At 59.3% G+C, this 19,050-nt stretch carries 18 protein-coding genes; 5 read left to right on the top strand and 13 right to left on the bottom strand.

What is annotated here, in order from left to right:
- Position 1 precedes the first annotated feature (1 nt).
- The 4 genes from OYW20_RS17155 to gloB all read right to left on the bottom strand — a co-directional run bounded on the left by OYW20_RS17155 (position 2) and on the right by gloB (position 6,380).
- The gene (locus OYW20_RS17155) at positions 2–1,873 is read right to left on the bottom strand and encodes an extracellular solute-binding protein (RefSeq protein WP_268797135.1); all 1,872 of its coding nucleotides are present in this window, start codon (positions 1,871–1,873) and stop codon (positions 2–4) included.
- Positions 1,870–3,699, bottom strand: a complete 1,830-nt coding sequence (locus tag OYW20_RS17150; protein WP_268797134.1) for an extracellular solute-binding protein — start codon at positions 3,697–3,699, stop codon at positions 1,870–1,872. The genes OYW20_RS17155 and OYW20_RS17150 overlap by 4 nt, the downstream gene beginning before the upstream one ends.
- A 188-nt stretch (positions 3,700–3,887) precedes the next feature.
- The gene (locus tag OYW20_RS17145) at positions 3,888–5,501 is read right to left on the bottom strand and encodes a lytic transglycosylase domain-containing protein (RefSeq protein ID WP_268797133.1); all 1,614 of its coding nucleotides are present in this window, start codon (positions 5,499–5,501) and stop codon (positions 3,888–3,890) included.
- Positions 5,502–5,600: 99 nt separating this feature from the next.
- Positions 5,601–6,380, bottom strand: coding sequence for a hydroxyacylglutathione hydrolase (gene gloB / locus OYW20_RS17140; protein WP_268797132.1), 780 nt, complete (start codon positions 6,378–6,380; stop codon positions 5,601–5,603).
- Between the two features lie 90 nt (positions 6,381–6,470).
- On the opposite strand from gloB, the gene OYW20_RS17135 reads away from it, so the two are divergent.
- The 4 genes from OYW20_RS17135 to OYW20_RS17120 all read left to right on the top strand — a co-directional run bounded on the left by OYW20_RS17135 (position 6,471) and on the right by OYW20_RS17120 (position 9,321).
- Positions 6,471–7,229 carry a class I SAM-dependent methyltransferase gene (locus OYW20_RS17135; RefSeq protein WP_268797131.1) on the top strand — a complete coding sequence of 253 codons (759 nt, stop codon included), beginning with the start codon at positions 6,471–6,473 and terminating at the stop codon, positions 7,227–7,229.
- Between the two features lie 74 nt (positions 7,230–7,303).
- On the top strand, positions 7,304–7,756 hold the full coding sequence (gene rnhA, locus OYW20_RS17130; RefSeq protein ID WP_268797130.1) for a ribonuclease HI: 453 nt from the start codon (positions 7,304–7,306) through the stop codon (positions 7,754–7,756).
- A gap of 153 nt (positions 7,757–7,909) precedes the next feature.
- A complete protein-coding gene (dnaQ, locus tag OYW20_RS17125) occupies positions 7,910–8,674 on the top strand; it encodes a DNA polymerase III subunit epsilon (RefSeq protein ID WP_268797129.1) in 765 nt (254 codons plus the stop codon).
- 65 nt (positions 8,675–8,739) lie between these two features.
- Positions 8,740–9,321 (top strand): GNAT family N-acetyltransferase, encoded by a 582-nt coding sequence (locus tag OYW20_RS17120; protein ID WP_268797128.1) that lies wholly within the window; start codon positions 8,740–8,742, stop codon positions 9,319–9,321.
- Between the two features lie 137 nt (positions 9,322–9,458).
- Here OYW20_RS17120 and OYW20_RS17115 read toward each other — a convergent pair whose 3' ends face one another.
- The gene (locus OYW20_RS17115; protein WP_268797127.1) at positions 9,459–9,671 is read right to left on the bottom strand and encodes a hypothetical protein; all 213 of its coding nucleotides are present in this window, start codon (positions 9,669–9,671) and stop codon (positions 9,459–9,461) included.
- A gap of 318 nt (positions 9,672–9,989) precedes the next feature.
- Between OYW20_RS17115 and OYW20_RS17110 the strand changes: the two genes are divergently transcribed.
- A complete protein-coding gene (locus tag OYW20_RS17110) occupies positions 9,990–10,553 on the top strand; it encodes an NADPH-dependent FMN reductase (RefSeq protein WP_268797126.1) in 564 nt (187 codons plus the stop codon).
- Between the two features lie 141 nt (positions 10,554–10,694).
- Here OYW20_RS17110 and OYW20_RS17105 read toward each other — a convergent pair whose 3' ends face one another.
- From OYW20_RS17105 to ccoG, 8 genes are all read right to left on the bottom strand, one after another.
- Positions 10,695–11,243, bottom strand: coding sequence for an adenine phosphoribosyltransferase (locus OYW20_RS17105; RefSeq protein ID WP_268797125.1), 549 nt, complete (start codon positions 11,241–11,243; stop codon positions 10,695–10,697).
- 66 nt (positions 11,244–11,309) lie between these two features.
- Positions 11,310–12,044 (bottom strand): fumarate/nitrate reduction transcriptional regulator Fnr, encoded by a 735-nt coding sequence (gene fnr / locus OYW20_RS17100; protein WP_268797124.1) that lies wholly within the window; start codon positions 12,042–12,044, stop codon positions 11,310–11,312.
- 119 nt (positions 12,045–12,163) lie between these two features.
- Positions 12,164–13,546 carry an oxygen-independent coproporphyrinogen III oxidase gene (hemN, locus tag OYW20_RS17095; protein WP_268797123.1) on the bottom strand — a complete coding sequence of 461 codons (1,383 nt, stop codon included), beginning with the start codon at positions 13,544–13,546 and terminating at the stop codon, positions 12,164–12,166.
- A 139-nt stretch (positions 13,547–13,685) separates the two neighbouring features.
- Positions 13,686–14,369 (bottom strand): sulfite exporter TauE/SafE family protein, encoded by a 684-nt coding sequence (locus OYW20_RS17090; RefSeq protein WP_268797122.1) that lies wholly within the window; start codon positions 14,367–14,369, stop codon positions 13,686–13,688.
- Positions 14,362–14,580 carry a cbb3-type cytochrome oxidase assembly protein CcoS gene (gene ccoS, locus OYW20_RS17085; RefSeq protein ID WP_268797121.1) on the bottom strand — a complete coding sequence of 73 codons (219 nt, stop codon included), beginning with the start codon at positions 14,578–14,580 and terminating at the stop codon, positions 14,362–14,364. Before ccoS ends, OYW20_RS17090 begins: the two co-directional genes overlap by 8 nt.
- Complete coding sequence (locus OYW20_RS17080) at positions 14,559–17,069, bottom strand: heavy metal translocating P-type ATPase (protein WP_268797120.1); 2,511 nt, start codon at positions 17,067–17,069, stop codon at positions 14,559–14,561. Before OYW20_RS17080 ends, ccoS begins: the two co-directional genes overlap by 22 nt.
- Positions 17,069–17,608, bottom strand: coding sequence for a FixH family protein (locus OYW20_RS17075; RefSeq protein WP_268797119.1), 540 nt, complete (start codon positions 17,606–17,608; stop codon positions 17,069–17,071). Before OYW20_RS17075 ends, OYW20_RS17080 begins: the two co-directional genes overlap by 1 nt.
- A 26-nt stretch (positions 17,609–17,634) precedes the next feature.
- Entirely contained in the window at positions 17,635–19,050 is a 1,416-nt protein-coding gene (gene ccoG, locus OYW20_RS17070) for a cytochrome c oxidase accessory protein CcoG (RefSeq protein WP_268797118.1), read from the bottom strand.

The following is a 19,050-nucleotide window of genomic DNA, read 5'->3' as shown; positions in this document are numbered from 1 at the left end:
CTTATCGCTCCGCGCTCGCAGGTTCTGGCGTTGTCGGCTCTGCTGGTTTAGGCGCAGCGTCCAGCGGAACGGCAGGTTTGGCGTCCGGTTTGACCCACCAGGTCATGTTCCCGACGTCGTACAGCGGCGAGACTTTCGGGTGACCGATATGGTCCCAGTACGCGACGCGCCAGGTTTTGATGTGCCAGTTGGGGATCACGTAGTAGCCCCACAACAAGACGCGATCCAGGGCGCGGGTATGGTCGATCAGGCTTTGGCGCGAATCGGCGTTGATCAAGCCGCTGACCAGTGTGTCGACCGCCGGATCCTTGAGCCCCAAAACGTTGTAGCTGCCCGGTTTGTCGGCGCTTCCGGAATCCCAGAATTCGCGCTGTTCGTTACCCGGAGAACTGGACTGCGGGAAGCTGCCCACGATCATGTCGTAATCGCGTGAGCGTCGGCGGGTGATGTATTGCGAAACGTCGACCCTGCGAATTTCCAGGTTGATGCCAAGGTCGCTGAGGTTGCGCTTGAACGGCAGCAGCACGCGCTCGAACTCGGTTTGCGCCAGCAGGAACTCGATGGTTACTGGCTTGCCTTCGGTGTCGACCATTTTGTCACCGACGATTTTCCAGCCCGCTTCCTTGAGCAGTTGGAAGGCTTTGCGTTGCTGCTCGCGAATCATGCCGCTGCTATCGGTGACCGGCAGTTTGAATTCTTCGGTGAAAACCTGCGGCGCAAGCTTGTCGCGAAGGGGCTCAAGAATCTTCAGCTCGGCAGGCGTCGGCAAGCCGCTCGAACCCATGTCGGAGTTATCGAAATAGCTTTTGGTGCGGGTGTAGGCGCCATTGAACAATTGCTTGTTGGTCCATTCGAAGTCCAGCAGCAGGCTCAACGCCTGACGCACGCGAACGTCCTGGAACATGGGTTTGCGCAAATTGAAAATGAAGCCCTGCATCCCCTGCGGGTTGCCGTTGGAAATCTCTTCGCGGATCAGGCGACCATCACGCACCGCTGGCGTGTCGTAGGCCGTGGCCCAGTTTTTTGCACTGTTTTCCAGCCAGTAGTCGAACGCACCGGCTTTCATTGCCTCAAGCGCTACGGTGTTGTCGCGGTAGTAGTCAATCGATAGCGTGTCGAAATTGTAGAAACCCTTGTTGACCGGCAGGTCTTTCGCCCAGTAATTCTTGTCGCGCTCATAGCGGATGGAGCGCCCGGCTTTGACCTCAGCCACCTTGTAAGGCCCGCTGCCGAGCGGGATGTCCAGATTGCTCTTGCCAAAGTCACGGCCTTCCCACCAGTGTTTTGGCAGCACCGGCAACTGACCAAGAATCAGCGGCAGCTCGCGGTTATCAGTGTGTTTGAACTTGAACAGAACCTTGAGCGGGTCTTCGGCGATGACTTGATCGACATCGGCGTAATAGCTGCGGTACAGCGGCGAGCCGTCCTTGATCAGCGTCTGGAAACTGAACACCACGTCTTCGGCACGCATCGGGTGGCCGTCGCTGAACTTCGCTTCCGGGCGCAGGTAAAAGCGCACCCAACTGCCATCCGGGGCCTTCTCGATCTTGCCGGCGACCAGCCCATATTCGGTAAATGGCTCGTCCAGACCCTGGCGGGCGAGTGTGTCGTAGATCAGGCCTATGTCGTCGGCGGGCACGCCTTTGTTGATGAACGGGTTGAGGCTGTCGAAGCCGCCAAACCCCGCCTGACGAAACAGCCCGCCTTTGGGTGCGTCGGGATTGGCATAGTCAAAGTGCTTGAAGTTCGCCGGATACTTGGGGGCTTCGTTGTAAAGGGTGATTGCATGTTCCGGGGCCGCCTGAGCAGCGCAGGCGACGCCCATCAGGAACACGGCGCCAGCCTGCGTCAGCAGGGAGCGAAAGGCAGTCATTGGGGTTTCTCCGAAGGCTTGAGCCACCACGCACGCAGGCCCAGGGTGTAGGGCGGGGTGGTGACCATGGCGAACCGGTTGTGGTACGCCAGACGGTGATTGTTGAGGTACCAGTTGGGGATCATGTAGTGCTGCCAGAGCAGGACCCGGTCCAGTGCTTTGGTTGCGGCAACCTGGTCGTCCCGGGTTTTGGCAGCCAGCAATTGATTGAGCAGGTTATCCACCACCGGATTGGCGATGCCCGCGTAGTTTTTGCTGCCTCTGATGCTGGCCTGGCTTGAGTGGAAGTACTGCCATTGTTCAAGGCCAGGGCTCAGGGTCTGGTTCAGGGTCATCAGAATCATGTCGAAATCGAACTGGTCCAGACGCTGTTTGTATTGCGCGCGGTCGACAGTGCGCAGCCTCGCATCAATGCCGATACGCGTGAGGTCTTCGATGTAAGGCTGCAGGATTCGTTCGAGGTTGGGGTTGACCAAGAGTATTTCGAAACGCAACGGCTGGCCGTTGCTGCCGGCCAGATGCCCGTCGGCATACTTCCAGCCCGCATCGGCGAACAGCCCCAGCGCCTTGCGCATGGTGTCCCGCGGGATACCGCCGCCGTCGGTTTTAGACACGTTGAAGGGCTGGGTGAAGAGGCTGGGCGGTAATTGTTCGCGGTACGGCGCCAGCGTCAGGAACTCACGACCAGCGGGCAATTCGGTCGCCGAAAATTCGCTGTTGGGGTAATAGCTCGTCGAGCGCTTGTAGGCGTCGTTGAACAGCGTGCGGTTGGTCCACTCGAAGTTGAACATCAAGCCCAGCGCTTCGCGTACCTTCACGTCGGCGAAGGTCGTGCGACGGGTGTTCATGAACAGGCCTTGGGTTTGTGTCGGAATCTTGTGGGTGATCTGCGCCTTGATCACGCTGCCGTTGGCCACTGCCGGAAAGTCATAGCCCGTGGACCAGTTCTTTGCCTGGTGTTCGATGTAGATATCAAACTCGCCCGCCTTGAATGCCTCGAACGCCACATCGGCGTCACGGTAGAACTCGACCTCGACACGGTTGAAGTTGTACTTGCCTCGGTTGACCGGCAGGTCTTTGCCCCAGTAATCCTTGACTCGCTCAAACACCAGACTGCGTCCCGGACGTACCTGTGTGATCCGGTACGGCCCGCTGCCCAGCGGCGGCTCGAACGTGGTGGCCTTGAAGTCGCGGTTTTTCCAGTAGTGCTGAGGCAAGACGGGCAGTTCGCCCAGCCGCAGTATCAACAATGGGTTGCCGCTTCGCTTGAGCACGAAACGAATGCGGTGGCGGTTGAGGATGTCCACCCGTTGCACTTCTTGCAGCGCGGTGCGGTATTGCGGATGACCGTCTTTGAGCAGCGTTCTGTAGGAAAACGCGACGTCATACGCAGTAATCGGCTTGCCATCGTGAAAGAGGGCTTCGGGACGCAGGTTGAACACCACCCAGCTGCGGTCCTCGCTGTATTCGACGGATTTGGCGATCAGGCCATAGCTGGACGTTGGTTCATCACCGGAGGGATCGTACTGGCCCGTGCCCACCATCAGTGGTTCGTTCAACTCACTGACGCCGTACTGACCGAAATTGGGCGTGGAGATCGGGCTGCTGCCCTTGAAGGTGTACGGGTTGAGGGTATCGAAGTTACCGAAGGCCATCATTCGCAAGGTGCCAGCCTTCGGCGCCTCGGGATTGACCCAGTCGAAGTGCGTAAAACTGGCCGGGTACTTGAGGGTGCCGAACTGTGCGTAACCGTGGCTTTCGCTGATGGTCGCGGTGGCTGTCGAGCTCAAGGCCAGGCTGAGGATCAGCAGGCAAGGGCGTATCAAATCAAGGTTCGATCCAGGCAGCGGTCGGTCACAGTAACAGCTTGTATCGGTTGGAAAAAGAGTCGTCAGGGCAGGTATCGATTACCTGTAGGAGCGAACGTGTTTAGCGAGGCGATGTATCTGATACACCGAATCAAACTCTCGCCAACAAGTTGGCTCCTACACATCGTGCGGTTTAACTTTCCACATCAATGCGGCAGGTAAACCGTCAAGGTCTGGCCTGGCTTCAACGCCTGACCACTGCGCGGGTTCCAGCGCTTGAGGTGCTGCATCTCGACATTGAACCGTTTGGCGACCAGATACAGCGAGTCGCCTTTCTGGATTTTGTACTGCATGGATTTCTGGTCGGCTTCTTTGCTGCTGGTGCCTTTGCTGGCAATGGCACGCGTGCTGATTGCGGCCTTGGCGGGTTTGCTGTTGTCTTGCATGATCAAGGTCTGACCGACCTTGAGATTTTGCCCGGACAGTTTGTTCCAGTGCTGCAGGTCCTTGACGTCAACCTTGTTGAGTTTCGCGATCTGGATCAAGTTGTCGCCTTTCTTGACCTTGTAAGCACGCGTGCGGACGGGCTTCTCGTCAACTTCGGCCACTTCCTCGAACACAGGGAGCGCCATTTTAATACCCGGCTGCACCGGAATCGTAATCGCCTGACCGGGCTTGACGCGGTTGCCGGGCAGCTTGTTCAAATCCCTGATCGTGTTGGCCGACACTTTATAGCGACTGGCAATGCTGGCCAGGCTGTCGCCGCGTCGGACTCGATATTGCTGCCAGTCGATCAGCTCTTCCGGCTTCATGTTCGAAAGGCTGGTGGTCAGCAACTGCGACTTGGAAGTCGGCACCAACAGGTGTTGCGGGCCATCAATGGTCAGCCGTTTTTTGAAGGCGGGATTGAGCTGGATCAGTTCGTCTTCATCAATGTTGGCCATCGCGGCGACCTTGGACAGGTCCATGCGCTGGTTGAGTTCGACGACCTGAAAATACGGCTTGTTGGCGATCGGGTTGAGGTTGACTCCGTACGCCTCGGGCGACATCACTACCTGCGACAGCGCCAGCAGCTTGGGCACGTAATCGCGGGTTTCCTGCGGCAACGGCAGGTTCCAGTAGTCAGTGGGCAGGTTCAGCTTATCGTTGCGCTCGATGGCGCGGCTGACGGTGCCTTCGCCTGCGTTATAGGCCGCCAGTGCCAGCAACCAGTCGCCATTGAACATATCGTGGAGCTTGGTCAGGTAATCCAGCGCTGCGGTGGTGGACGCCGTGATATCTCGGCGGCCATCGTAGAAATTGGTTTGGCGCAGGTTGAAATAACGGCCGGTGGACGGGATGAACTGCCAGATCCCGGCCGCATCACTGCGCGACAGGGCCATCGGGTTGTAGGCGCTTTCGATAACAGGCAGCAGCGCCAGCTCCAGCGGCATGTTGCGCTCTTCGAGACGCTCGACGATGTAGTGCATGTACAGGCTGCCACGCTCGCCTGCGGTTTCCAGGAAGGAAGGATTGTTGGCGTACCACAGGCGCTGTTGCTCGATGCGCGGGTTGAGGTCGTTGCCGCCCTGCAACTGGAAGCCTTCACGCATACGCTCCCAGACGTCGTGTGGCGGCGTCTGCGGAGTCGGTTTGCGGGCGAGGAAAACGGGTTGTTGCTTGATTTTAGCTGCGAGATTCGGTGCCGGGGTGGCGCTGCGAGACTCCAGACTGCTGGTGGTCTGGCAGCCTGCCAAAGTAGCGCTCGCGACAACCGCGATCGCTTGGGCCAACCGAGTCAATGCGTCGGTATTAAAGGTTCTGCGTATAGATGACGACATTGGCTGGGGGATAGTTCCAGTCGAAAATGTCGGGCGATTCTAGAAAGCGTCTTAACAACGGTCAACCTTTCAGAATTTCTGGACCAATCCGCCCTCACTTTAGAACTTATCTTTCCAGCCGCGCAGGGTCGCAAATACCGCCACAGGTGTGCGGTTATCGGTGCCACTCCGTTCGTCCGCTTTTTCCTTGACCGCCGGTATGTCGACCCGCAAGAAGGGGTTCGTCTTGCGTTCCAGCGCCAGATTGGAAGGCAGGCTGATGCGGTTCTCGTTGCGAAGTCGGGTCACGTCGTCAAAGCGCTGGAGCACATCGGGGTTGGCAGGCTCCACCGCTACTGCAAACCGCAGGTTGCTCAGCGTGTATTCGTGGGCGCAATAAACGAGTGTATTGTCGGGCAGCTCAGCGAGTCGTCCGAGGGAGCGGTGCATCTGTTCAGGCGTGCCTTCGAACAATCGCCCGCAACCTGCGGCAAACAAGGTGTCTCCGCAAAACAACAGAGGTGCCTGCGGGTCAGCATGATAGAAAGCAATGTGGCCCAGCGTATGGCCCGGCACCGCGTAGACGCCGAAGGTCAGGCCGAGTACGGTTAACTGATCGTTATCGTCGAGCGACACGTCGCGCACTGGCGTGTTCTCTGCGGCGGGCCCGTACACCTTGGCGCCGCTGACCTTTTTAAGCTGTTCGACGCCCCCCGTATGATCTGCGTGGTGGTGCGTGACCAGAATGTCGGTCAGTTGCCAGCCAGGGTTTTGCGCAAGCCACGTCAGCACCGGCCCCGCATCACCCGGATCAACTACCGCGCAGTGTTGAGTGGTCGAATCCTGTAACAACCAGATGTAGTTGTCGGAGAAAGCGGGAAGGGCTTGGACCTGTATCATGGCGCGCCTCGCTGTAAACAAAAATGCATCTTAAAGTTTCAATACGTTCCAGGCGAGCATCACTCGCGAGATCACTCATGGAGACCGCAAATGACCGATGAAGCGTTTGCCCAGGCCGATCCCGAATGGCTTGAGCTGATCAGCTCGGCGCGTGACTGGCTGTCCGGGCCGCTCGGGCAGTTGTTGCTGGAAGAAGAAAAACGCGTGCTCGAACAAGAGTTGGAGCGGTTTTTTGGGGGGTATCTGGTGCATTACGGTCCCTCGGCCGAGACGCCACCCGCTGCCAAGCAGGTCCAGCGCAACGTGCGACTGGGTGCGCCGCTGCCGGGGGTCGAAATCGTCTGTGAAGAACAAGCGTGGCCGTTGAGCGAGCATGCAGCCGACGTCGTGGTCATGCAGCACGGGTTGGATTTTTGCCTTTCGCCGCACGGTCTGCTGCGCGAGGCCGCGAGCAGTGTGAGGCCGGGCGGTCATTTGCTGATCGTCGGGATCAATCCATGGAGCACGTGGGGCATCCGTCATTTGTTCGCCCGCGATGGCTTGCGCCGGGCGCGCTGTATCTCGCCTTCCCGGGTCGGTGACTGGCTGAACCTGCTGGGCTTTGCGCTGGAGAAACGCCGCTTCGGGTGCTATCGTCCGCCGCTTGCTTCGCCGGCCTGGCAGCAACGTCTGGCAGGTCTCGAACGTCTGGGTGACGGCTGGCAAAGTCCGGGAGCGGGTTTCTACGTGCTGGTGGCTCGTAAACTGGTGGTCGGGTTACGGCCCCTGCGCATGCCCCGGCGCGAGCCCATGGGCCAATTGCTGCCGTTGCCGATGGCCAAGGTCAATCGGCGCAGTCCCGAGCCTTGAAGCCGTGATGCAGCGCCCAACTTTGAAAGTCGGCCCAGACGCCGAGAAGCCCCCTAAATGTGTGGAAAGTTGTCATGAGTGAAACCGTTGAACTCTTCTCAGACGGCGCCTGCAAAGGCAACCCTGGCCCCGGTGGCTGGGGCGCGTTGCTGGTGTGCAAGGGCGTGGAGAAGGAACTGTGGGGTGGGGAAGCCAATACCACCAATAACCGCATGGAGCTGACCGGTGCCATTCGCGGTCTTGAAGAGTTGAAACGCTCCTGTGAAGTCACTCTCGTCACGGACTCCCAGTACGTGATGAAGGGCATCACCGAATGGATGCCCAACTGGAAAAAACGTGGCTGGAAAACCGCCGCCAAGGAGCCGGTCAAAAATGCCGATCTCTGGCAACTGCTTGACGAGCAGGTCAATCGCCACAAAGTGAGCTGGCAATGGGTTCGCGGTCACATCGGACACCCCGGCAACGAGCGCGCGGATCAGCTGGCCAATCGTGGCGTTGATGAGGTACGCGGTATCAAGCGCGGCTGATCGCCTCTTGGGACCGCGCTTGCCCTCGATTGCGATTTGCCTGCCACCGAGCTCATGACAGGTATATCGCTATCGCGAGCAAGGTCCCTGCCACAGGGGCGAGACCCGATTGACCCATGCTAATATCCGCGCCTGACGTTGAGGCGGTAAGCAATGACTGTACAAAACACCCTTGAACGAAAAATAGTCCTCGATACCGAGACCACCGGCATGCCCGTGACCGATGGTCACCGGGTCATCGAGATCGGTTGTGTCGAGCTGATTGGCCGACGCCTTACCGGGCGCCATTTCCATGTGTACCTGCAACCGGACCGTGAGAGTGACGAAGGCGCCATTGGCGTCCACGGCATTACCGATGAGTTCCTGATTGGCAAACCACGCTTTGCCGAGGTTGCAGACGAATTTTTCGAGTTCGTCAAAGGCGCGCAACTGGTCATCCATAACGCAGCGTTCGACGTTGGCTTCATCAACAACGAATTTGCGCTGATCGGTCAGACCGACCGCACCGATATCACCACTTACTGCACCGTGCTCGACACCCTGGCCATGGCCCGCGAGCGGCATCCGGGGCAACGTAACAGCCTCGATGCGCTGTGCAAGCGCTATGGCGTCGACAACTCCGGGCGTGAGTTGCACGGCGCGTTGCTCGACTCCGAGATCCTGGCGGACGTCTATCTGGCGATGACAGGTGGTCAGACCACGCTGTCCCTGGCCGGCAACAATGACGGCGAGGGCGGGGCTGACCGTCCCAGCGAGGTTCGCCGGATTGCCAATCGCACGCCGGGCCCGATCATTCGGGCCAGTGACAGCGAAATGGCCGAGCACGAGGCACGCATGACGGTCATCACCAAATCCGCTGGCGCTCCCGCGCTGTGGGTGCAATTGCTTGAAGCCCGGCAGCAAGCCACTTCAGCCTGAGGAATGGCGTGCCTGGGCGCGCCTCCTTACTGATCCTCTCCACTCATCGACGGTGCAGGCCCGACATGACTGACTCTCCCGCCGCACCTCCTGTGCTAAGTGTTCGTGTTGCTGACGAATGTTTTGAGGACTACATCCTCAACAGCGAATTTACCTTCACGGTCAGCGGCTACGCACACGTGCAGATCGGCAAGCCGGTCGCACAGTGGCGCATCGATTCAGTCGAGCCTTATGTGAAAAACTACGGCATCGATTCGCAAGAGTTTTGCGACTATCGGGATCGCACAGACAGCACCGTGTTGGTGGCATGGATCGGCGAGGAGGCGGTAGGGCATATTGTGCTGAGCACGCACTGGAACGGTTTTGCGCACGTCGACGAACTGGCAGTGGATGCGACGGCAAGGCGCAATGGCGTTGCCCGTTCATTGCTAAACGTGGCGCAGTTCTGGAGCCGCAAACGCAACCTTCCCGGCATCATGCTGGAAACCCAGAACAACAATCCGGCCGCATGCCGACTCTATGAGAGCTACGGATTTATCGTGGGAGGGGTCGACCATCTGCTGTATCGCGCGATCGATCCGACAAGTGAAGAAGTGGCGATTTTTTGGTATCTGATTTTTGATGACGACGGGTCGTCTGAAAGCTGAGGGTTTCAAGCTTCAAAATCCAGGCTTCAAGCTTCAAGCTTCAAGCTAAAGGCTGTAACTCCGCTAGCCTTGTTGCAGCTTGCAGCTTGCAGCTTGCAGCTTGCAGCTTGCAGCTTGCAGCTATCCGCTTTCAGCTTTCAGCTAACCCGCGTGATCTTTGTTCCAGACTGAAGCAACTCGAAATCATCGCCGCCAAGATGGTTCACGCGATCACCAATTGCCAGTCGATAGGTGGACTTAGGCTCCGTGCCGTCAGCCTCGACAGGCTGTGATTCGCGGAACTCATGCACAGGGTAGACGCGGCCTTCTGCGTCTCTGGCATGAAATTGTCCAACTAGAACTGAAGCCATTTGCTTTGTAACCTCTGGAAATAACTACTCGTTTTCACTCGCATCGTACCACTGCGCGCCGACAATCTGCGGCCGCTCGTAAGGTAAGTCTGAAAGATATGTCGCCCTGCTCGCGGTTATGCCTTAAGACCGTCGATTTGAAGGGTAGTTTTCGTCAGTGAAAAAAATACACGGAGCCCATCTTGTCTCCAGGGTTCGCAGGGGCAGGTGGAGCATCTATCGGCCAGTCCGATGGGAATGACCGCACATTCTGAGCAGAACAAATCCGGGGTTTCATCTATAACTGTCAGCTCATCAATCAGCACAAGAGACACGTAAATGAGCCAGGTCCATACGATTGCAGTGATTGTCGGTAGCTTGAGAAAAGACTCTATCAACCGCAAAGTAGCCAACGCCATGGCCGAGCTCGCGCCCAGCAGCCTGAAACTCAAGATTGTCGAAATTGGCGACCTGCCGCTTTACAACGAAGACATCGACCATGAGACCCCACCTGAGTCCTACACTCGTTTCCGTCAGGAGCTGCAAGGCGCAGATGGCTTTCTCTTCGTTACACCGGAATACAACCGATCCGTTCCAGGGGCGCTGAAAAACGCCATTGACGTCGGCTCGCGCCCCTACGGCAAAAGCGCTTGGGGCAGCGCCAAGCCTGCGGCAGTGGTCAGCGTATCACCGGGCGCCATTGGCGGGTTTGGCGCCAACCAGCACCTGCGTCAGTCGTTCGTGTTCCTCAACGTGCTGTGCATGCAGCAACCCGAAGCGTACTTGGGCGGCGCGGGCACGTTCTTCGACGAACACGGTAAGTTGAACGAGAAAACGCGGCCGTTCCTGCAAGGCATCATCAATGCCTTCGCCGGGCACGTCGAGAGCACGCTAAAGGGCTGAAGGGCTGATAGATCTGAGCCAACTTGTTGGCGAAGCGACGTCAAGGTTGAATCAGATCTGCCGCCTCGCGAATACATTCGCTCCTACAGCTGATGGCGCCTGCGATGCGCCAACACAGCCGCCTCTACAGGCGGGGTTTTGTCACTGATCGGTCAGCGCAAACTGTGTCAGGCAGAACGTCGGGATCGACATGTCTTCAAGCCGTTGCGAGCCGCCAAGCTCGGGCAGGTCAATGATGGCAGCGGCTTCGTGTACCTTCGCACCCATGCGGCGGATCAGGTTGGCGGCGGCTATCAGTGTGCCGCCGGTGGCGATCAAGTCATCGAACATCACCACTGAATCGCCATCGCACAGACTGTCGGCATGCACTTCCAGAAGCGCTTCGCCGTATTCGGTCTGATAGGCCTCGGCCAGCACATCGGCGGGCAGCTTGCCTTGCTTGCGAAACAGCACCAGCGGTTTATTGAGTTCGTAGGCGATGACCGATCCGATCAGAAAGCCCCGCGCGTCCATGGCACCTACGTGGGTGAAATCCGAGTCGATGTAGCGCTGCACGAAGCTGTCCATGACCAGCCGAAGGGCTTTGGGCGACTGAAACAACGGCGTGATATCACGAAATATCACCCCGGGCTTAGGGAAGTCCACGACCGGGCGGATCAGGGATTTGAAGCTGAACTCATCGAAAATCATCGAAAGTATCCTGGGCAGGAAGGTAAACCAAAGCCGCTAGTCTAAGCCTGCCGAACCCCTCACGCATCAGCTTTCCAGCGAGCCGCCCGCCAGCGCGCACAGCTGAATGGGGTCAATGATGTGGATTTCCTTGCCTTCCGCGGCAATCAACTCGCTCTGTTGAAAGCGCGTAAATACCCGTGAAACCGTCTCGACGGCCAGCCCCAGGTAATTGCCGATTTCGTTGCGCGACATGCTCAACCGGAACTGGTTGGCCGAAAATCCGCGAGCGCGGAAGCGTGCGGACAGGTTGACGAGAAACGTGGCGATACGCTCATCCGCCGTCTTTTTCGACAGCAGCAGCATCATTTGCTGATCGTCGCGAATCTCCCGGCTCATGACCCGCATCAGTTGCCGACGCAGTTGCGGCAATTGTACGGACAGCTCGTCCAGGCGATCAAAAGGGATCTCGCATACGGACGTGGTTTCGAGCGCTTGTGCCGAGACCGGGTACGCTTCGGCGTCCATGCCAGACAGGCCGACCAGTTCGCTGGGCAGATGAAAGCCGGTGATCTGCTCCTGGCCACTGTCGCTCAGGCTGAAGGTTCTAAGGGCGCCGGAGCGTACCGCGTACACCGAATCGAACCTGTCGTTCTGGCGAAACAGGAATTCGCCTTTTCGCAACGGCCGGCCGCGTTTGACGATGTCGTCGAGTGCATCCATGTCTTCCAGGTTCAGTGAAAGCGGGAGGCATAACGGGGCCAGGCTGCAATCCTTGCAATGGGCCTGGGTGTGGCTGCGCAGTTTTACTGGCTCAGGCATCAGGTCAATCCTTGTAAGAAAACACACATAAGTCGTGAGGGTAACCCACGGTTTAACCCCCAGACCAGAAATAGCCTGCCTCGCGAGGAAAAGATTCCTGCAAGGTCACTCGCCGTTTCCTAGATCACTTGGGAAAATCGATAACGGTTGTTAACCGTCAGGTGCGCGTCGAACACCATACAAATCGCCCTGATCAACAGTTTTCCAGCGGGTTTGATCTGAATGCCTTCGGCGTCGATGTCGAGCAGCCCGTCTTCGGCCATCGTCAACAATTGAAGCCAGATATCGCTGAAGTAGTCCTGAAAGACGATGCTGAAGGCCGATTCTATTGGGGCGAATTTCAGGTTGAAGTTGCACATCAGTCGCTGAATGATGGCCCGACGCAGCCTGTCATCAGTGGTGCATCGCAGCCCGCGCCGGGTGGCCGGTTGACTGCTGGCCAGCAGGTTTTGGTAGTCGGTGAGGTCGTTGCTGTTTTGCGTGTAGAGATCGCCGATCTGGCTGATGGCGGAAACGCCCAGACCGATCAGGTCGCAGTGAGCGTGGGTCGAATAGCCCTGGAAATTGCGCTGCAGGGTGGCGTCTTCCTGGGCAATCGCCAGCTCATCGTCGGGCAGGGCAAAGTGGTCCATCCCGATGTAGCGATAGCCGGCCTGGCTGAGTTGATTCAGTGTGCGGCTGAACATCTCAAGCTTTTGCTCCGCGTCCGGCAGGTCGGCGGGATCGATACGGCGCTGAGGCATGAAGCGCTCGGGCAAGTGCGCGTAATTGAATACCGAGAGCCGGTCCGGCTGTAGCGCGATGATGTCGTCGAGGGTGCGGGCGAAACCTTCGGGCGTCTGCTTTGGCAGGCCGTAGATCAGGTCGATGTTCACCGAGCGAAATTGAAGGGTGCGTGCAGCGTCGACGATGGCCTGCGTCTCGTCCAGGCTCTGCAACCGATTGATCGCCCGTTGCACCACGGGATCAAGATCCTGCACGCCAAGGCTGACGCGATTGAAACCCAGGTCGCGCAGCATCCCCATGGTCGACCAGTCGGCTTCGCGGGGGTCGATTTCGATGCTGTAATCGCCAGAGTCGTCATCGAGCAAGTGGAAGCGTCGGCGCAGGTGGGCCATGAGCTGTCGCATTTGGGCGTGGCCAAGAAAGGTCGGGGTGCCTCCGCCGAGATGCAATTGTTCGACGACTTGCCTTGGGTCCACGTGACAGGCGAGCAGGTCGACTTCTTGCTCAAGGCGTTCCAGGTACAACTGCGCGCGGCCGCGATCCTTGGTGATCACTTTATTGCAGGCGCAGTAATAGCAGACGTTGGCACAGAACGGGATGTGCACGTACAGCGACAATGGGCGCAGGGCCTTGCGGCTTTCGCGCATGGCATGCAGCAGGTCGAACGCGCCGATTTGCGTATGAAACTGCACGGCGGTGGGGTAGGACGTATAGCGCGGCCCTGTCAGTGAATAGCGGCGGACGAGGTCAGAATCCCAACGAAAGTCGTCGAGCATGCGTGTGTTCCCGAAAAGTCTGGCGGTGGCGCCAGTTTAGGGAACGGCATGGTGGTCGCCATTGACCTGAGTCAATGGTCGGTCAGGAAGACACTTCGCCAGGTTTCGGCGCGACGCTCGGTATCGGGCAGGCGCGGAGTCAATGCCCCATCAGCCAGTGCTGGTGCGGGCCCGGTAAGGTCCAGAGGCCAAAAGCGATCACCAGAATGCCGCCCGCCATCCGCACGCCGCGTTTGCGCAACAGCGCAGTGGTACGCTCAGCCGCGAGCCCGGTTGCGAGCAACACCGGCCAGGTGCCGAGCCCGAACGCGAGCATCAGCACAGCACTGTGCAGCGCATCTCCCTGGCTGGCTGACCACAACAACGTGCTGTAAACCAGGCCGCAGGGCAGCCAGCCCCACAGTGCGCCCAGCAATAAGGCGCGGGGCAGGCTGGACACCGGCAGCAGTCGGCTGGCGACCGGCTGAATGTAGCGCCATAAACCCCGGCCCAGACTTTCCAGTCGAGTAAGGCCGCTCCACCAACCCGCCAGGTACAGCCCCATGGTGATCAGCAGCAGCCCGGCGAGCACCCGCATGAACATCGCCCCCGGACTGTTGGCGACTGCCCAGCCTGCCAGGCCGATTACCAGCCCTGCCAAGGCGTAGCTGACGATGCGGCCGACGTTGTAAGCCAGCAGCAGCCGAAACCGTCGGCTGCGTTGCTCTTTGGGAATGGCCAGCGTCAGCGCTCCCATCAATCCCCCGCACATCCCCAGGCAGTGGCCGCCCCCGAGCAGGCCGAGGATCACCGCGGAGGCGAGCATGGGCAGCAAATCACTCATGGGGTGGTTTCTCCTGTGCAGACGTTCTGACCTTGCCTGACGCCTCATCCACGCCTGCCTGATGATTGGGGTCCTGATCGTCGAACAGAATGCTGTGCGCCGGGCTGTCGAGGTCGTCGTACTGCCCGCTGTCCACCGCCCAGAAGTAGATGTAGATGGCGACCCCGACGATCAGCAGCGCGACCGGAATCATGATGTAGAGCGCGGGCATGAAGTCTCCGAAATACGTTGCGCATGCATGTCGGCAGCGCTCTGGCGGGACGCCTCGACTGGCGTGCCGTTGGCGTGGGTCAGGCGCAGCGCATTGAGCACCACCGTGAGCGAACTGACGGACATCCCGACTGCCGCCCAAAGCGGTGTGATCCAGCCGAGCGCTGCAAACGGCAGCATCAAGCCGTTGTAGAGCCCGGCCCACAGCAGGTTTTCAATGATGATGCGGCGTGTCCTTCGCGCCAGGCCGAATGCCTCGACCAGCGCCTGCAGGCGGTTGGACAGCAGCACTGCGTCGGCGCTGGTTTTCGCAAGGTCAGTGGCCGATCCCATGGCAATGCTGATATCGGCTGCGGCCATCACCGGCACGTCATTGACTCCGTCGCCGAGCATCAACACCTTGCGACCCTCAGCGCGCAACTGTTGCAGCATCTCCAGCTTGTCATCCGGGCGCAACCCGCCGCGTACCTCTTCGATCCCCAGTTCGGCGGCGACGCTGGCAACCATCGGCGAGCTGTCACCTGATAACAACAGCAATCGCCAGCCGCGCGCTTTGCAGGCGTTGACCAGGGCGGCGGCGTCTTCACGCAGCCGGTCGTCAAGCACCAGCCACGCCAGCGCCTGCCGATCATCCCCCAGCAGCAGCCATTGCCCCGGTTCGTCAGGCATTGGCGGCACCGGGCAACCGCTGAGCTGGCAGACGAAGGCGGGCTGGCCAATGCGCAACATGCGCTCGTCTGCCCGGCCTTCCAGCCCCAGGCCTGGCGTGCTTACCACGCAGTCAGCGGGGTACGGCGCCCGTCCAAAAGCACGTGCAATCGGGTGTTCCGAACGGCTTTCCAGTGCAGCAGCAAGGGCCAGGCATGTGTCGCTGTCGGCGTCGGCCAGCGGCTGGATAGCGCGCAGCGTCAGTCGTCCTTCAGTCAGTGTGCCGGTCTTGTCGAAAATCACTGTATCGATCTGGTTCAGGCCTTCGAGCACATGCCCGCGTGTCAGCAACAGCCCGAGCTTGTGCAGCGTGCCGGTTGCCGCCGTCAGCGCAGTGGGCGTTGCCAGCGACAAGGCGCAAGGGCAGGTCGCGACCAGCATGGCCAGGACAATCCAGAACGCCCTTGAGGAATCCAGTTGCCACCACAGCGCACCGATAACGACCGCGAAAATCAACGACGCCAGCAAAAACCACTGCGCAGCGCGATCAGCGATTTCTGCCAGCCGGGGTTTTTCCGATTGGGCGCGGTCAAGCAGCCGCACAATGCCCGAGAGCCGGGTGTCGTGGCCCAGCGCGGTCACCTCGATGATGAGGGCAGCTTCAACGTTCAAAGTGCCGGCCGTCACTGTGTCTCCGACGTGGCGCGTATGCGGCAGGTATTCCCCGGTCAGCAGCGATTCGTCGACGCTGGATTGTCCGTCGACGATCTTGCCGTCTGCTGGCACCACCGCGCCCGGCTGCACCAATACCCGATCACCGAGGCTCAACTGCGCAAGCAGGATGCGCTCGGTGCTGCCATCAGCACTGAGTCTCAGGCACGACGCGGGCAGCAGATTGATCAGTTGAGCGGTGGCGGCAGCGGTGCGTTCGCGGGCGCGTCGTTCGAGGTAGCGACCGGCAAGCAGGAACAACGCAAACATGCCGACAGCGTCGAAATACAATTCGCCTTCGCCGCTCATGGCGGTCCAGATCCCCGCAACATAGGCCGCGCCAATGGCCAGCGATACCGAAACATCCATCGTCAGGTGACGGGTGCGCAGGTCGCGCAGTGCCCCTTTGAATAAAGGTGCACAGCTGTAGAACACGATGGGTGTCGTCAGAAACATCGCTACCCAGCGCAGGATGATGTGCAGTTGCGGGCTGAGGTCGATGTTGAACTCCGGCCAGGTCGCCATGGTTGCCATCATCACCTGAAACCACAAAAGCCCGGCGACTCCCAATTGCCGAAGCGCCAGTCGATTGTCCCGGGCCAGTTTTTCGGCAGCCTTGTCGGGGTGGTACGGGTAAGCGGCATAACCGATGCGGCGCAGTTCGCCGAGCAGCGCGCTCAGCGGCAAATCGGCATGCGCCCAGCGCACATGCAAACGATGAGTGGACAGGTTCAGGCGTGCTTCGGCGACACCCGGCAGAGCGCGTAAATGCCCCTCGATCAGCCAACCACAGGCCGCGCAACTGATGCCCTCAAGCATCAGCGTGGTATCGGCAAACGCCTGATCATGGCGCACGAACGGCGCTTGTACGTCCGGGCGGTCGTAAAGCTTGAGTTCATCCATGAGTTGAGCAGGAAGGGTGTCGGGGTTGGGCGAGGCTTCGCTGCGATGCCGGTAGTAACTTTCCAGGCCGCCAGCGACTATCGCCTGCGCGACTGCCTGGCATCCGGGGCAACACAGCTCGCGGTCTTCACCGAGAATCGACGCAGTGAAGCGGCTGCCGGATGGCACGGGCAGCGTGCAGTGATAGCAGAGCGTGGGCGCTAAACGCGTGGTCAGGTGTTCGTTCATTACCGCTTCAAATCTTCGGCACCCTGGAGCGGCTCGTCGCCCAACACCAGATCGTGGTCGTGACTGACCGCTTCCTCCTCAAACATCCGCCACGTCTTGCCGTTCTCGACGCCCAGCAGTTCGACAAACCGTCGGCCTTGCACCTTGTCGTTGAGTTGGCCCACGTAGCGGTCCGTTTGCGATTCGCTGCGGGTCAGCAGGATGCGCCGGTCTTTCTCGGGCTGGGTCGGTGAGATCAGGTTCAGCTCGAGCGTTTGCGGCTGGGTGTTGCCGCTCAGGCGCAGATCCACTTCGCCGGTGATGTCATCCAGATGCACCGCCGCGCGCAGTTTCAATACCTGCGCCAGCCGTTCGCGGTCTAGCGAGCGGTTAATACCTTTGCCTGCTTCGTAATAGTTGTCGTTGACCAGGTTGTCAGGGTTTTTGACCGCAATGGTCACCATCGCCAGGGTCAGCGTGACCGAGCAGGCGAGAATGCCAATGATGATCCACGGCCAGAGGTGTCTGTACCAGGGGCTTGAGGCGATCGCTGCGGGCATGTCCGTGTTCTCTCGGTACGGGTGACTCAACGTACTTGTGGGCCGATGAATCGGCTTTTGGCCTGGATGTGTGTACTGCTGTCATCGGTGTCCCTGAGCATGAATGTCACCTCATTGGTACTCGACGGCAGTTGCTCCGGCGCGACCGACAATTGCACCGGTTGCGCGATAATTTCGCCAGCCGCCACTTTGATCTCACGTCGGCCTTGAAGCGCCATGTCAGGCAGCCCGCTGGCCTCCAGCAAATAAGTGTGATCAACCTGGTCCTTGTTCATGATTTTCAGGCTGTAGACGTTTTCGATCCGCCCCTGGGCGTTCTCGCGGTACAGCACGCGGTCTTTGCTGACGTCGAACCCTACCAGCGAGCGCATCAAAAACGCCCCGACCAGCAAGCCCGACATCAATAGCAGCACAACTGCATAGCCGATCAGGCGCGGGCGCAGTTTATGCGTGATCTGCCCGGAAAGGGTGTGCTCGGTGGTGTAACTGATCAAGCCCCGTGGATATTCCATTTTGTCCATGACCGCGTCGCAGGCATCGATGCAGGCCGCGCAGCCGATGCACTCGATTTGCAGGCCGTCGCGGATGTCGATCCCGGTCGGGCAGACTTGTACGCACAGCGTGCAGTCGATGCAGTCGCCCAGCCCGTGCGCTTTGTAGTCCAGGTCCTTTTTGCGAGGGCCGCGTGTCTCGCCTCTGCGTGGGTCGTAGGAGACGATCAGCGTGTCCTTGTCGAACATCACGCTCTGGAAGCGCGCATACGGGCACATATAGATGCACACCTGTTCGCGCAGCCAGCCAGCATTTGCATAAGTTGCCAGGGTGAAAAAGCCGATCCAGAAGTACGCCCAGCCATCGGCCTGGCCGGTGAAGAATTCGACGACCAGTTCGCGTATGGGGGAGAAGTAGCCGACGAAGGTCAGCCCGGTGACGAATCCGATGATCAGCCAAAGGCTGTGCTTGGCCAGTTTGCGCACGAATTTGTTGGCGCTCATCGGCAGTTTGTCGAGCTTGATGCGCTGATTACGGTCGCCTTCGGTGACTTGCTCGCACCACATGAAAATCCATGTCCAGACGCTTTGCGGGCAGGTATAGCCGCACCAGACACGACCGGCGAAGACTGTGATGAAGAACAACCCGAAGGCGCTGACGATCAGGATGCCGGACAACAGGATGAAGTCCTGAGGCCAGAACGTTGCGCCGAAAATGTAGAACTTTCGCTCCGGCAGGTTCCACCAGACTGCCTGATGTCCGCCCCGGTTGAGCCAGACAGTGCCGAAATACAGCAGCAGCAACAGTGTGCCACCGCCCATGCGCAGTGTGCGAAAAATGCCGGTGAACGCGCGGGTGTAGATCTTCTCCCGCGACGCGTAGAGGTCGACCCGGTCATCGTCTGTTTTAGCCTGCGGTGTGACGTTGTGTACCGGGATCTGGTCGCTCAT

The sequence above is a fragment of the Pseudomonas sp. BSw22131 genome (assembly GCF_026810445.1).
In the GTDB taxonomy this organism is placed as follows: domain Bacteria; phylum Pseudomonadota; class Gammaproteobacteria; order Pseudomonadales; family Pseudomonadaceae; genus Aquipseudomonas; species Aquipseudomonas huanghezhanensis.
The sequence above is the reverse complement of the archived record's forward strand: the minus strand, read 5'-3'. Positions and strand labels throughout refer to the sequence as shown.

What these genes read in the sequence shown, in the direction of transcription:
- OYW20_RS17155 (WP_268797135.1), bottom strand. Translation starts at nt 1,873, where the DNA reads ATGACTGCCTTTCGCTCCCTGCTGACGCAGGCTGGCGCCGTGTTCCTG.
- OYW20_RS17145 (WP_268797133.1), bottom strand. Translation starts at nt 5,501, where the DNA reads ATGTCGTCATCTATACGCAGAACCTTTAATACCGACGCATTGACTCGG.
- gloB (WP_268797132.1), bottom strand. Translation starts at nt 6,380, where the DNA reads ATGATACAGGTCCAAGCCCTTCCCGCTTTCTCCGACAACTACATCTGG.
- OYW20_RS17135 (WP_268797131.1), top strand. Translation starts at nt 6,471, where the DNA reads ATGACCGATGAAGCGTTTGCCCAGGCCGATCCCGAATGGCTTGAGCTG.
- rnhA (WP_268797130.1), top strand. Translation starts at nt 7,304, where the DNA reads ATGAGTGAAACCGTTGAACTCTTCTCAGACGGCGCCTGCAAAGGCAAC.
- dnaQ (WP_268797129.1), top strand. Translation starts at nt 7,910, where the DNA reads ATGACTGTACAAAACACCCTTGAACGAAAAATAGTCCTCGATACCGAG.
- OYW20_RS17120 (WP_268797128.1), top strand. Translation starts at nt 8,740, where the DNA reads ATGACTGACTCTCCCGCCGCACCTCCTGTGCTAAGTGTTCGTGTTGCT.
- OYW20_RS17115 (WP_268797127.1), bottom strand. Translation starts at nt 9,671, where the DNA reads ATGGCTTCAGTTCTAGTTGGACAATTTCATGCCAGAGACGCAGAAGGC.
- OYW20_RS17110 (WP_268797126.1), top strand. Translation starts at nt 9,990, where the DNA reads ATGAGCCAGGTCCATACGATTGCAGTGATTGTCGGTAGCTTGAGAAAA.
- OYW20_RS17105 (WP_268797125.1), bottom strand. Translation starts at nt 11,243, where the DNA reads ATGATTTTCGATGAGTTCAGCTTCAAATCCCTGATCCGCCCGGTCGTG.
- fnr (WP_268797124.1), bottom strand. Translation starts at nt 12,044, where the DNA reads ATGCCTGAGCCAGTAAAACTGCGCAGCCACACCCAGGCCCATTGCAAG.
- hemN (WP_268797123.1), bottom strand. Translation starts at nt 13,546, where the DNA reads ATGCTCGACGACTTTCGTTGGGATTCTGACCTCGTCCGCCGCTATTCA.
- OYW20_RS17090 (WP_268797122.1), bottom strand. Translation starts at nt 14,369, where the DNA reads ATGAGTGATTTGCTGCCCATGCTCGCCTCCGCGGTGATCCTCGGCCTG.
- ccoS (WP_268797121.1), bottom strand. Translation starts at nt 14,580, where the DNA reads ATGCCCGCGCTCTACATCATGATTCCGGTCGCGCTGCTGATCGTCGGG.
- OYW20_RS17080 (WP_268797120.1), bottom strand. Translation starts at nt 17,069, where the DNA reads ATGAACGAACACCTGACCACGCGTTTAGCGCCCACGCTCTGCTATCAC.
- OYW20_RS17075 (WP_268797119.1), bottom strand. Translation starts at nt 17,608, where the DNA reads ATGCCCGCAGCGATCGCCTCAAGCCCCTGGTACAGACACCTCTGGCCG.
- ccoG (WP_268797118.1), bottom strand. Translation starts at nt 19,050, where the DNA reads ATGAGCGACCAGATCCCGGTACACAACGTCACACCGCAGGCTAAAACA.